The following is a 13,357-nucleotide window of genomic DNA, read 5'->3' as shown; positions in this document are numbered from 1 at the left end:
CCTTAGTGATTTGTTCTGCGTTTTTCTTCCATTTTGCTTACTTGCTCCCTAAATATAAAAAGAATCTTTTTAATCCAACAAAAGGTCTATAATTAAATATAGCTTTTTGAACCGATGCTAAAAACAATATAATCTGGATGTTTACTATTACAGGAAGTAATAATGAGCGTATTATCTGAATGGTTTCAAACAACACCAATTCCAGCTAATGTCATTACTGGTTATTATGATTTTAAACTCGTAACCTTATCCTATGTAATTGCGGTTCTTGCATCCTATGTTGCCTTAACTTTTGTGGGAAGGCTTCGCGCTACAAAAAATACGTATCGCCGAATTTATTGGCTCGCAGGTGGTGCTTTTGCAATGGGAGCAGGAATTTGGTCTATGCATTTTGTGGGAATGCTCGCCTTTATTATGCCTATGCCCATGGAGTATGACATAAATTGGACTGCTGTTTCGTTAATAATTGCCATACTCGCTTCCGCTTTAGCCTTATTTATTTTACAGAGAAAAGATTATTCGATTGTTCATCTGGCTCTGGGTGGTTTAATCGTGGGTCTTGCGATATCCACCATGCACTATATGGGCATGGAAGGGATGAAAGTGCATGTAAATATTCATTATTTACCCGGGTTATTTTTTCTTTCTATTGGGATAGGGATTGCTGCGGCAGAAACTGCGCTCTGGCTAGCGTTGGAGAGTAACTATGGTTCGAGTAAAAGACAATTTAATCTGAAAATTATTAGTTCTTTATTAATGGGGTTTGCCATATGCGGCATGCATTATACAGGAATGTCAGCCGCTGTATTTACAACCAGTCTAACCCACGTTATGACCGGCGAGAATGTGGCAATTCAACAAAATTATTTAGCCTATTTTGTGGCTGGAATCAGCGGATTAATTTTTATTATTGCCCTCACAGCATCGGGTTATTACAAGAAAATGCTCACCGCAATAGATAATGAGAAAGAATTTCTTAATGCGATGCTTGATAATTTAGAGGATGGCATTATAGCCTGCAATGCAGAAGGGCGAATTACCGTATTAAACCATACAATTCAAAAATACATTAATTCAGATAAGACAGATAAGAACATTGATAATATATTGGATTATTTTAGTCTTCACACCATGCAAAATACGCCCCTCGCCCCAGATGATTTTCCACTTAAACGGGCCTTAAATGGTGAGCGTTTGCGCGACATTGAGCTCTTTATGCATATAAAAAAAAATGGAGTTCGCAATGTGGTGATTGATGGACAAAAGATCATTAACTCTGAAGGAAAGAACTTAGGTGCGGTTATCGTCATCCATGATATAACGGATTTAAAACAAACTGAGAAATTAAAGAATGAATTTGTTTCTATAGTGAGTCATGAATTACGTACCCCACTTACTTCAATACGAGGTTCTTTGGGGTTATTGGTCAGCGGTGTTTTAGGGAAATTTCCTGAAAAGGTAATGAAATTGCTTGAGATCGCGAACAATAATTGCGAACGCTTACTTTTATTAATCAATGACATTTTGGATATTGAAAAAATTGAAGCAGGGAAGATGGATTTTGAGTTAAAAGTAACAAACTTAAATAAACTAGTAAACGAGTCTATAGATGTTAACAAAATGTATGCGGATAAATTTAAAGTTAAAATTAAATTACTCCCACCTGAACATGAGTATTTAGTGACGGTTGATCCTGACCGGTTAATGCAAGTTTTAGCAAATTTGGTTTCTAATGCATGTAAATTTTCTTATGAACATGAGACGGTCACGATACAAATTAAACAATTAAACTCAGTAGTCCGCGTATCGGTTGTAAATAAAGGGAAGGGAATTTCTCCTGAATTTCAGTCACGTATTTTTCAAAAATTTTCTCAAGGAGATTCATCAACTACCCGGGGGAAAGGGGGAACTGGTTTAGGATTAAATATTAGCAAAATGATTATTGAAAAATTGGGTGGTACGTTACATTTTGAGAGTAAGCCTGATGAGCTCACCACATTTTATTTTGAATTGCCATTAGCACAAAAATCCCTTCTCGTGACAGCAGAAAAAAATCAAATAATTATTCCGGAAACCAAAAAGCGCCTACTTATATGTGACGATGATGAGGATCAATCTGATTATATTAAGTTACTTTTAGAGTCAGCCGGTTTTATTGCTGAGATTGCTTCTTCCGCGGCTGAAGCGCGACGGTTATTACAACATCAGCAATACCATGCACTTTTATTGGATCTAATATTACCTGACCAGGATGGGATCTCATTCATTAGAGAATTACGTATGGATAAAAAAACCATGAATTTGCCCATTATTGTACTTTCTGTAATTGCTCAAACAGGAAAAGAGTTATCCAATGGTGATGTTGTTTCAATTATAGACTGGCTGGATAAGCCAATTGATTTTAAAAAACTACTTAAGTCAATTAATAAAGTACAAAAAAGTGATTTTCAAAAAAAACCTCATATATTGCATATCGAAGACAATAAGGATACGCAAGAAATTGTAGAAACGCTTCTTGAAAAACATGCAAATATCTCAACAGCAAATAACCTACAGGAAGCAAAACAAATGCTTGAAAAAGACAAGTATAGTTTGGTTATTTTAGATTTATTGTTACCCGATGGGAATGGAGCAGAAATTTTACCTCTGATCTCAAAATATCATGCACCGGTGGTTGTATTTTCTGATACCAAGTTAAATGAAGATTTCTCAAAGTTTGTTAGCCAGGCTTTACTTAAATCGAATTCTTCAAATGAAATTTTGTTAAATACTATTAAAAACCTTCTTTAAGTCCTATTAAAGGAGAAAACTATGGCGAATAAAGAGCTTAAAAGGATTTTATATGCTGAGGACGAAGAGGATATAAGAGCTATCGCCCAAATTGCTTTAGAAGATATTGGCGGGTTTTCGGTAAAGTATTGCTCTAATGGGAAAAAAACTCTTGAGGCAGCCAAAGAATACACACCCGATTTGCTTTTATTGGATGTAATGATGCCTGAAATGGACGGGCCCACTACCCTACGCGAATTACGTAAGAATCCAGATTTTATAAAAATACCCGCTATATTTATGACTGCTAAAATACAAAGTAATGAGATAGCAGATTATAAGTCAATCGGAGCAATTGATGTAATTAAAAAACCTTTTGATCCGTTGACTCTCGCAACATCAATAAAAAATGCATGGTTGAAATATAATGGATGAAAATACACAAAAAAAATTGCATAATCTTTTCGTTCTCTATAGTAAGAGCCTTCCTGAGAAAATTCACAATATAGAGATGCAGTGGCATGCCCAACTTAAAGAATGGGATTTAACAAGCTTTCAGAATTTTCATCGTGATGTCCACAGTTTGTGTGGCTCAGCGGGCACCTACGGTTATACAGAATTAAGTAAGACCGCGCGTAAGATGGAAATATTATTAAAGGATATTCTTACTAAGGGTAAATTAACTCAGGATGATCAAGAGAAAATCACTCCCTTTTTTAACCAGTTGAAAAGTGTATTGGCTCAAGAAATTCCTAAGAAGCCGATTTTCGCAGAGGAAACTCAACCTACCGATAATAAGTTAGTGTATGTATTGGAGCAGGAAAAGGAATTAGTTAATGAACTTATTGAAAATTTAAAGCAAGCAGGCTATCGCGCGCAATCAATAAAAAATATGCTTTTATTATTGAGTTCAATGCAAGAAAACCAACCTATTGCAATTATTATCAATACGGATTATTTAAAAAAATCGGCACTAGAGCAGCTGATCGACATACAAAAACAACAAAAAACGCCCAGCCAATTGTTTTGTATTATCCCTAATGCTGATTTATTACCTCGACTTACTGCCATCCGGGCGGGTTGTGTGGCGTATTTTCAAAAGCCTCTTGATGTGTCTTATTTGGTGCAGGAATTAAATATAAATTGCAGTTCGTCTGTTAATGAAGCTTATCGAATCTTAATTTTGGATGACTCGAAATCTTTGACGGAATATTACTCTCTGATTTTGAAACAAGCAGATATGATTACGCGTGCTATTACTAATCCATTGAACTTATTAAAAGAGCTGGAAGCATTTCATCCTGATTTACTTTTAATGGATGTTTATATGCCTGGATGTTCTGGTTTAGAACTTGCCGCCCTACTGCGTAAGGACAGAAGATATACAAAAATCCCAATTATTTTTCTGTCTACAGAAGATGATAAAAATAAAAAATTAGCTGCAATCAGTTTAGGTGGAGATGATTTTCTTACTAAGCCTATTTCACCCCATGATTTAGTTTCAGCAGTACGATCACGATCGAACCGCGCCAGTATTTTAAATTATTACATGACCACCGACAGCCTAACAGGCCTATTAAACCACTCAAGTATTTTGAATCGCTTAAACATTGAAATTGCGCGAGCAAAACAACAAAACAGCCCTCTTTCATTTGTGATGGTTGATATTGATCATTTTAAATCGATAAATGACTCTTACGGTCATCCATTTGGGGATCTGGTAATTAAAAAGTTATCTTCTTTATTTATAATGAGTTTACGAAATCGAGACATCATTGGACGGTATGGAGGCGAGGAGTTTGCCATCATCTTGCCCGGTGCAAGTCTTGAATGCAGCCAAAAAATCTGCAATGACTTGCGATTGCAGTTTGCTCAAAATTATTTCACAGTGAATGAACAAAAGGTTCATGTAACCATTAGTGTGGGTATCTCTTATTTTGATGGGAATTATGATATTAACAACTTGGTCAATCAAGCAGATAAAGCATTATATAAAGCTAAAGAAAATGGACGAAACCAAGTAGTTGTTTTTGACGAAACCTTGGTTTTAAATTAGTTGCCAAACATGTAATTTAAGTGAAAATCAAATATTACCTGGGTTTCAAAGAACGAATACCCAGGTTTTAGCCTTAGAATTAAGGTTGGAATACTTCCTGCTGAATACCGCCGACAACCCATTGAGAACTATTAGAAAATTGACGGAAATGCCAAATTTCACACAGTGGATTTATGGGTTCATTATCTTCTTTTATTGAACCGGTAAAGCGGACACTCGCGATGAGCGAATTTGACTGTTTAGAAACATCCAATAACTCAGCATCTAAAGTAATTACATCTGTTTTATTCGCTGCACTTCCCCGCTCATCTAATTGCATCTTGATTTCTGCAAATACCTCTGGTGCGGTGAACTCACTTAAATCTTGGAGATTTTTTTGGTCATAAGCAGCTTGTAAGCGGTTAAATGTCACTTTGGCTTCCCGTAAAAAGGTTTCAGGTACAAAACCTAGGGGATATTCAGAATGATTACTCCCAGCGCTACTTCCTGAGCTGTTATTAAAGGGTTGGGTAAAATTATTAAAAGGACCTTGGCTAGAACGGGTTTGTCCTTGATTAGTTTGAAAACCAGGTTGCATTCTTTTACGGAAAAAGCCAACAATAAAAAAGAGAATTGCACCCATAATTAACCAGGTCAAGATTCCATTAGCAAAACCATGTCCCATAAACAAACTGGTGAGCAAACCGCCAATCAGTAGACCACTGAGCATTCCTCCCCATCGGCTGGTATTTTTGGTGCTTTGACCAAAAGCACTGGACTTTTGCACCTTATTAGGTGAAAACAAAGCACTTTGTGAACGTTGAATGCCAAAACTTCTGCCAGCACCAAAACGTTTTGCTGAGGCTTCATTGACCAATAGTCCAAAGCTTAATAATGCAATAAGTAAATACGAAACAAGCGTACGCATAGTATCAGACCTTTCTTTTTTAAATGAAGACCTAAGTATAAAGGAATTCGAATGAAACCGCATCTTTGTGGTTGAAATTTGCACTATAATTAAAAACTGTAAGAATTTTCAAAATTCAGTAATGGATAAAATCAAATAAAATATGACCAGGTTATGCGTTAAATACATAAGGAGTATGTTATGTCTGAATATCAAAAAGGAGATTTGGGGACTGAGCGCAGTCATTTTTTTCCAAAAGCCATGCATCACACGGCGGAGTCGGAAACAGTATTGATCCGAGTACAGGCTCTATTAAGTCGTATTGAAGAGGGAATCGCCTATTGTAAGCAACAAAAGGAACTGTATCCGAGGATGCAACAATATGCTGACAAAATATCAGTTTTAAATGCCATCAAAAACTATATTTGTGGCAATATAGGTCTTGATCTTTTAGAAGAATATATGATGATGTATCCCAAATGGGATAAAAATCCTGAAGGTGTAGATATTAATAAGTTGCTTCAGGAAGCTCTCACTTTTAAAGGTGAGCCTCAATAAAAGTCATTTATGACTAAGAAGGTTCATCTATTAAATAACTATACTATAGATTCCTTTAATGTGAATCCGTTCAATATTCCTGGGGTGAAGGGGTTTACTTGATTGTTTGTTTTTAAGAGGTAACGTCCTGAGTTACTATTGATTTCAAAGAGAATTTGCAAGCTAGAACTGTCTTGTTCATCAATTAGGACATTCACTTTCTCGAGTAGCTTAAATAAGGCCCAAGTTCCTTGCTCTGCCAATTCATAATGATTGCCTTCAATTGAATCGAGGGCGAGTTTGGCATGAGATTGAGGCCAGCTAAAACGAATAACGGACTCCGTACTTTGATTATCGATTAATTTGGTTCTGCCAATTTCAAGCTCTAGATGCGCAACAACAGGATCTAAGCTAATTTTTTGTAAACTAAAATCAATTTTACTCTCTTCCCCATGATCAGGGAAAAACATATTAGTTATAATATTTGCACGTATCAGCGCATCTAATGTCTCTGAGGCAATAGGTAATACGGAATCATTTACTGCTTTAGGCTTCCATTCTGCACTAGAAATATCCAGAAATGGCTTAACATAGTTTTCAGTAAACGTGTTTAAAGCGCCCCGAGTAGAAAAGAAATGGTTAAAGTCTGTAATTGTGATTTCTTCTTGTTGGGACGCGTCGAACGGATAACGTCTGGCAATAGTCGTTTGAAATTCCCTGTAAACGGTTTGTTGCCATTGTTGGTTAATATACTGGCGACTGTCTTTGATCAAAATACCCCATGCGTCACTCGCTAATTGTTTGGTCCATGTACTTAAAGGTTCAGGTAATTGTCGTGCTTGATTATAAAGCAGACTTACTGGATCAGAAGCACTTTCACTGGAAAAGCGAGTTTTAGTAATGTTAAATGCGGTTCTACCCCCATCATTTATCATGGATAATGTTGAAATAAAGCGTTCTAAATCCACGATTTTTTGACTGAGTTCTTTTGTACTGGAATGACTCATTAAATTTAGATCAGTAAATTGATTGGCAATTGCCTGATTAAAAGGGGACGAAGTATTGGTCAAGTCCGCTTTGGTTTCTTGTTGAATCAGGGAAATTATCTTTCTTAATGAATGAGTTTGCTCTAAATTTTTAACAATTTGTCGTCCTGTTTGATAATCTTGATAATGCAATGGTTGCGACTTACGCATAAACGTTTGCCACCAGGTCACATAGTCAAAACAATAAGCCTGGGTGATCATTTCTTGCAATTGATTTAAGTCATTGCGTGCAAGTACCCAGTTTTCTTTCTGCAGGCTGTAGCTAATGTCAGGAATTTTTTGCATGATTTCGTTAAAGCCTGCACGAGTAAAGTAACTTGGCAATTCATTAGTTGCCAATACAAACCCTTCAATGGCGATTTTTTGTTTCGTACCAGGAAAAAATTCTTTGGCAATGGAATAATAAAGGTAGCTGGTGGGTAATGCATTTAAATAATTTCTCGCATCACTAATTACCTGCGGTTTTACAATTATATTGCGGGGTGGTTTACTTAATAAAAGTTTTAATAGTGCCAGTTGTTTATTTAAAGCACTTTCTGGTTGACTTTTCCATTGATTCGCAAACCAATCTTGTACTTGCATCGCAGAAAAATGTTCCGGCTGGCTTAACATGAGGTAAATTTTCAATGCGTTATAACGAACAATAGGAGTATTCCCTGGATTATTGATTACATCTTCCAATTCACTGGTTAAGGAGGGTAAGAATTCACCGTGGAGACGATTTTGAGCATTATGGTGTAAATTATATTTTAATTGATGTACTGTTGGTAATGATAAGGAGTTACTGGGAATGTGGCTCATTGTTTTGGCTGCATTAGATAAATGATAAAGAGCCTGCTTTTCTTTATTTTTTTGACTATTGAGCACATCATAGGCCAATAATTCTTTACTTGTTTCATCGAGTAAATGGGCGGTTTTGTAATGGTTATAACTTAAAATCAATAAACTCATTCCAGCAATACTTGCGGTTATCGCAATAATAGGTTTTTGTGAGAATTTTCTAACTTGTGGAATTTGGCTACAATGTTCCTGAATAGTGCTTAATGCACCCTCAACAAAATAAGCTCTGAAATTGGTCGCTTGCGGAAAAGTATCTTGTACTACCAAAGCATATTCATGCTGAATTTTCTTGTTCAAGCGATCAATGCTCACCCCGCCTTGTTCCGCACTACAAAAATAAATGGAATGTAAATTAAAGAGTCTGGGCGAAATTCCTTGAATTAATGCTTGAATAGGGGAGCGAAGGCTTGCGACCTGTAGTGGAAACTCCCGAATTAAACTGCGACGCATTGTGGAGCGAGCAGGATGCATTTTGTGAATGACTTGTTGGCCAATTTGTTCGGTGAGTTGATTGAATTGTAATGAATAGGCTTCTACTTTTTTCTTTAATTCATTTCTACAATCGAGCGAAAATCCTAAAGGTTTTAATAATTCAGTTGCATGTTCTGATTGATAAAATTCGGTGAACCCTGCGAGGGTATCCATCTTGGTGAACATCAGCGCCAGATTGACAGGATAGCCTAGATTTGTTCCAAATCGTTCTAATAATTGTAAATGTGCTTTTTTTTGTTCAGCAAACTGTCCTGGATCGGCTATGAGCAAGTCGTTTACATCAATACATAAAACTAAGCCGGTAATTTTAAGATAGGTGTTGCATCGATTTAATTGCTTTAACGTCGTAAGCAACAAGGTTTTACTGTTGGTAAGCCAATTTTCACCAAGCTCAATAATGATCCCTTTCTGATTATAGTAAATTTTTGCATGTTGCTCGCTGAAAACGGGTATTTCTTCCATATTGCTTTGTTTTAATACGGCCGATTTTCCTTGAGCATTTCTGCCCGTAATCACAATAAATGATAGCTGATTGCTTTGAGGCTTTAGTTGTGAAAGTATTTTTTTTATGGCATCACATAATGCCCGTAAAGAATTGTCCATTAGCTATCCAGAAGAGCAAGTTGGGTGTGTCCAAATAAAACGGTTTTTGCTTTATTTTCCAATAAATATTGGCTGGTTAAAAAAGCAAGTGTTACCACAGTAACCGCAGTAACCAAGGTTATGATAACCGCTTTGTAATTCTTTTTAACAATTTTAGGTATAGGATTTTCATTGAATAAGCGGCGCGGTTGATTGAACCGATTTTGCTGAATTATTTGATAAAGATCTTCAATGTAATTATCCAATACCTGCCGTCCATCTGCTTTGAGATGGTAATGGCCCTCAAAACCAATAATCAGAAAAAAATAGACTAACTCAATGAGATCAAGATATTGATTTGGGCGTTCTTTAATGTAATTTAGGATTTCAAAAAAACGTTCTTGTGGTTGAGCATTATCATTAGTGAGCGGAGTGAATGCCTTAAACTCAGCGGTAATTTGGTATACGCGCATGTAATTTTTACCAATGATTTCATCTATAGTTGCGGCCATTAAATAATAAGCGATTGCTGCAAAATCTCCTGGGTATTTAGAAGCATCCATTTTACTTTGAAAAGCGAGTAATTCATGCTCGATATTGTCTCTGATATTCTCAATAGGGGGTAATGAAGGGCTAAGACAGAGTCGCTCTAGTAGTGATAAAAGAGGGCCTGCGGCTGCAACTAAAGCATTAGTAGAAAAGGGAGCAATGAATAATTTAGAGCGATAGTAACCTTGCGGGACGATCATAGTTCCCGAATTAACAAGGTGGCTGCTGACCAGTGAGGCTGGATAATGCGCAACTGTCATGGTCTTGCTCCTAATAGGTCTTGATTCAAGCATGAAATCGTATTGCAAACACTCTAAAGTAAAAAAGAGATGATACGTTATATAACGCGCATTGTTCAAGTGAGTCAAGCTTTATGATTTTGTATTACGGTAGAATGCGGCTGGGGGCTGGGTGTTTACTTCGTTGTTTATACTTTTATCCTTGTTGTAACGATTGCGATCCTATCTAAGGGGGCAAATACCCCCAGATTTCTCGTTAAACATTTTTATATGCAATCAATAACCCGTTCTCCATTTTTTTAACACCTTCGTTCCTTGTATTTACCTATTAACCGCTGCATAAAAATTTGAATTATAGGTCTATGAATTGACACTCAAATTAGTTTTGATTTCAAGGTGTTCATCCTGATTAAAGTCGCGAATCAACCCTATAATTTCAGTATGGCGGCGTAATTGTTCTTTATCAGTTTGCCAGTAACAGGACACCCCTGTAGGTAAACGTCCTTCCTTATCGAGTGCGTATTTATTAGCATTATGATTTAACAACATTAATACAGTCGTTTCATTATTAACATAAGCTGCTTGATGCAAAGCGGTCCATCCAGTTTTTGTTGCCTTTATATTAACATCAGCACCGGCATCAATGAGTGCCTGCAAACATTCTCCATCCTTATCATAATTTGCGAGTTCAATAATAGGATAGCTTCCACCACATTTCGTAATACATTCTTTCGCGATCAACTCCGGATTTTTATCCACGAGAGCCTTAATAACCTCTTTACCACATTTCGTATACATAGACGCATAATGTAAAGCAGTGCCATAGTCTCCTTCAACTGTAAGATCTGAATACTGAATATAAAGTTCAATAATTTTTTTTAATCGAGGAGTATTGTGAAATGCAGTTTTCATGAGAGCAAGTTGCAGCGGCGTCATTTTTTGCTCATGAAAAAACCCATAATTAGAAAATTTTGTTGAATTAATTTCACGTTGACTAGGGCTCTTTTTTTGATCTTCTATCAAAAGTTGTTCTAATTCATCTAATGATTCTTCTGAGATATTAGTTTTCGAAGATTCTACATAATCATGAAATTTATTAGGCATCTTATATCCTTTACAGTTAATTTGGGGCAATAGTAATCTCTTAGTCCTATTTTTTTATCAGTAATAATGGGACGGCCAGATGGTACCGGATAGGCGACATATGCACAATGTGCTTTTTTTTTAAAAAATTACCTCTAATATCATTATGCTTATGGTGCTCATCAACCAAGATTAACTTTGAATATATTTCTGGAGCATATTGCATCGTTCCTTAACAATAAGGTACTATTCTTGTTTGCCAAATATAGAACTATTTTGGTACTATATTTATAATAGGGATAGAAGATAAAATAAGTGAATTTTTGTTTCTAATTAAGACTTATTTAGTACTAGATTATTCGAGTTTGAGGTGTTATGCTTCGCATCAGCAAGTTGGCCGATTATGGAACAGTAGTGATGGTTTATCTCGCAAGGCACGCGAAAGGATTGTGTAATGCGCGCGATATCGCGTTACATACTCATCTGACTGTACCTACGGTAAGTAAAATTTTAAAACGTTTAACCAGTGCGGGTTTGTTAACTTCAGTGCGTGGAGTGACTGGGGGATACCGATTGCGACGACCTGCAACTGAGATTTCTGTGTCGCAAATAATTTTTGCATTGGAAGAACATCGTGGTTTCACAGAATGCAGTTTGCAACCAAATGATTGTTCATTACAAGGTGTTTGTACTATTCAGGGTAATTGGCGCTTAATTAGCCAAGCAATTGAAACTGCCCTAGATAGTGTGAGTTTGGCTACTTTGGCGAAACCCACTTTGCAAGCATACGATGTGGACCGAGTTCGACAATTGGCAAGTGGAGTTAATCGTGGCTAAAAGCAGTGAGCAAATTAATTCTCTGCTCGATAGAGAATACCAACATGGGTTTACCACCGACATTGAAGTAGATACTTTCGAACCTGGCTTGGATGAGGATGTTATTCGACGTTTATCAGCAGTTAAAGGCGAGCCTGAATTTTTGCTGGAATGGCGTTTAAAGGCTTACAGGTATTGGTTAACCATGACCCCTCCTCAATGGTCCAGTGTGCACTACCCGCCCGTGGATTACCAGGCTCTTTCTTATTACTCAGCGCCTAAACAGAAAAAAGATGCTCCTAAAAGCCTGGATGAAGTTGATCCCGAATTGCTAAGAACCTATGAGAAATTAGGTATACCCTTAAGGGAACAAGAGATGTTGGCTGGTGTTGCTGTCGATGCGGTATTTGATAGCGTTTCGGTAGCAACTACATTTAAAGAAAAATTAGCTGAAAAAGGGGTAATTTTTTGTCCTATCTCTGAAGCGGTACACAAATATCCCGAATTACTCATGCAATATTTGGGTTCCGTAGTGCCTTATCGCGATAATTTCTATGCCGCACTGAATTCAGCAGTATTTAGTGATGGCTCTTTTGTTTATGTCCCTAAAGGGGTACGTTGTCCCATGGAATTATCCACTTATTTCAGGATTAATGCGGCATCTACCGGACAATTTGAACGTACCTTAATTATTGCCGATGCCGACAGTTATGTTTCATATCTAGAAGGTTGTACAGCGCCTATGCGTGATGAGAATCAATTACACGCCGCTGTGGTTGAGCTAGTTGCTATGGATGGAGCACAAATTAAATATTCCACAGTCCAAAACTGGTATCCAGGGGATAAGGAAGGAAAAGGTGGAATTTATAACTTTGTGACCAAGCGAGGAGCATGTCGTGGCAAGCGCTCTAAAATTTCCTGGACCCAAATTGAAACCGGTTCAGCAATTACCTGGAAATATCCCAGCGTAATTTTGCAAGGGGATGATTCCGTCGGAGAATTTTATTCAGTTGCCTTAACCAATAATTATCAACAAGCCGATACAGGCACTAAAATGATCCATATTGGTAAGAACACGCGCTCAACCATTATTTCCAAAGGAATTAGTGCGGGGCGTGCACATAATGCGTATCGTGGTTTGGTTCGTATTGCACCAACAGCAACTAATGCACGTAATTATACTCAGTGTGACTCCATGTTGATGGGGTCTGAATGCTCTGCGCATACTTTTCCTTATATTGAAGTCAAAAACCCTACGGCACAGGTAGAACATGAAGCAACTACTTCAAAGATTAGTGAAGAGCAACTGTTTTATTGTCAACAACGAGGAATTGATACCGAGGATGCTGTTTCGATGATTGTAAATGGTTTTTGTAAGCAGGTATTAAAAGAATTACCTATGGAATTTGCGGTGGAAGCGACTAAATTGCTAGGTCTAAGTTTAGAAGGGGCAGTGGGCTAA

At 37.0% G+C, this 13,357-nt stretch carries 10 protein-coding genes; 6 read left to right on the top strand and 4 right to left on the bottom strand.

Translation table 11 applies throughout. The features are described from left to right. The first annotated feature begins 162 nt into the window (after nt 1–162). Genes ACWTE2_RS29890 through ACWTE2_RS29880 form a run of 3 tightly spaced genes read left to right on the top strand, consistent with a single transcriptional unit; the run spans nt 163 to nt 4,825 of the window. Nucleotides 163–2,790, top strand: a complete 2,628-nt coding sequence (locus tag ACWTE2_RS29890; protein ID WP_454785615.1) for an MHYT domain-containing protein — start codon at nt 163–165, stop codon at nt 2,788–2,790. Nucleotides 2,791–2,811: 21 nt separating this feature from the next. After that, the gene (locus ACWTE2_RS29885) at nt 2,812–3,204 is read left to right on the top strand and encodes a response regulator (protein WP_454785614.1); all 393 of its coding nucleotides are present in this window, start codon (nt 2,812–2,814) and stop codon (nt 3,202–3,204) included. Next, nucleotides 3,197–4,825, top strand: a complete 1,629-nt coding sequence (locus ACWTE2_RS29880) for a diguanylate cyclase (RefSeq protein ID WP_454785613.1) — start codon at nt 3,197–3,199, stop codon at nt 4,823–4,825. Before ACWTE2_RS29885 ends, ACWTE2_RS29880 begins: the two co-directional genes overlap by 8 nt. A 79-nt stretch (nt 4,826–4,904) precedes the next feature. Here ACWTE2_RS29880 and ACWTE2_RS29875 read toward each other — a convergent pair whose 3' ends face one another. Next, nucleotides 4,905–5,732, bottom strand: coding sequence for a Tim44 domain-containing protein (locus ACWTE2_RS29875; RefSeq protein ID WP_454785612.1), 828 nt, complete (start codon nt 5,730–5,732; stop codon nt 4,905–4,907). A gap of 180 nt (nt 5,733–5,912) precedes the next feature. Here ACWTE2_RS29875 and ACWTE2_RS29870 point away from each other — a divergent pair, with 180 nt between their 5' ends. Then, nucleotides 5,913–6,269: a hypothetical protein gene (locus ACWTE2_RS29870; protein ID WP_454785611.1), complete on the top strand. Its 357-nt coding sequence runs from the start codon at nt 5,913–5,915 to the stop codon at nt 6,267–6,269. A gap of 38 nt (nt 6,270–6,307) precedes the next feature. On the opposite strand, the gene icmF is transcribed toward ACWTE2_RS29870, so the two are convergent. The 3 genes from icmF to ACWTE2_RS29855 form a co-directional block, all read right to left on the bottom strand. Then, on the bottom strand, nt 6,308–9,229 hold the full coding sequence (gene icmF / locus ACWTE2_RS29865; RefSeq protein ID WP_454785610.1) for a type IVB secretion system protein IcmF: 2,922 nt from the start codon (nt 9,227–9,229) through the stop codon (nt 6,308–6,310). After that, the gene (icmH, locus tag ACWTE2_RS29860; RefSeq protein WP_182392471.1) at nt 9,229–10,017 is read right to left on the bottom strand and encodes a type IVB secretion system protein IcmH/DotU; all 789 of its coding nucleotides are present in this window, start codon (nt 10,015–10,017) and stop codon (nt 9,229–9,231) included. Before icmH ends, icmF begins: the two co-directional genes overlap by 1 nt. 339 nt (nt 10,018–10,356) lie before the next feature. Then, nucleotides 10,357–11,100, bottom strand: coding sequence for an ankyrin repeat domain-containing protein (locus ACWTE2_RS29855; protein WP_454785609.1), 744 nt, complete (start codon nt 11,098–11,100; stop codon nt 10,357–10,359). Between the two features lie 354 nt (nt 11,101–11,454). Here ACWTE2_RS29855 and ACWTE2_RS29850 point away from each other — a divergent pair, with 354 nt between their 5' ends. Then, complete coding sequence (locus tag ACWTE2_RS29850; protein ID WP_182392473.1) at nt 11,455–11,916, top strand: SUF system Fe-S cluster assembly regulator; 462 nt, start codon at nt 11,455–11,457, stop codon at nt 11,914–11,916. After that, nucleotides 11,909–13,357, top strand: coding sequence for a Fe-S cluster assembly protein SufB (gene sufB, locus ACWTE2_RS29845; RefSeq protein WP_370530104.1), 1,449 nt, complete (start codon nt 11,909–11,911; stop codon nt 13,355–13,357). The genes ACWTE2_RS29850 and sufB overlap by 8 nt, the downstream gene beginning before the upstream one ends.

The organism is Legionella nigrisilvae, assembly GCF_977063395.2.
This window is presented reverse-complemented; position numbering and strand designations above follow the sequence as displayed.

Excerpts from the sequence above, each read along its gene's own strand:
- ACWTE2_RS29890 (WP_454785615.1), top strand. The coding sequence starts at position 163 with ATGAGCGTATTATCTGAATGGTTTCAAACAACACCAATTCCAGCTAAT.
- ACWTE2_RS29885 (WP_454785614.1), top strand. The coding sequence starts at position 2,812 with ATGGCGAATAAAGAGCTTAAAAGGATTTTATATGCTGAGGACGAAGAG.
- ACWTE2_RS29880 (WP_454785613.1), top strand. The coding sequence starts at position 3,197 with ATGGATGAAAATACACAAAAAAAATTGCATAATCTTTTCGTTCTCTAT.
- ACWTE2_RS29875 (WP_454785612.1), bottom strand. The coding sequence starts at position 5,732 with ATGCGTACGCTTGTTTCGTATTTACTTATTGCATTATTAAGCTTTGGA.
- ACWTE2_RS29870 (WP_454785611.1), top strand. The coding sequence starts at position 5,913 with ATGTCTGAATATCAAAAAGGAGATTTGGGGACTGAGCGCAGTCATTTT.
- icmF (WP_454785610.1), bottom strand. The coding sequence starts at position 9,229 with ATGGACAATTCTTTACGGGCATTATGTGATGCCATAAAAAAAATACTT.
- icmH (WP_182392471.1), bottom strand. The coding sequence starts at position 10,017 with ATGACAGTTGCGCATTATCCAGCCTCACTGGTCAGCAGCCACCTTGTT.
- ACWTE2_RS29855 (WP_454785609.1), bottom strand. The coding sequence starts at position 11,100 with ATGCCTAATAAATTTCATGATTATGTAGAATCTTCGAAAACTAATATC.
- ACWTE2_RS29850 (WP_182392473.1), top strand. The coding sequence starts at position 11,455 with ATGCTTCGCATCAGCAAGTTGGCCGATTATGGAACAGTAGTGATGGTT.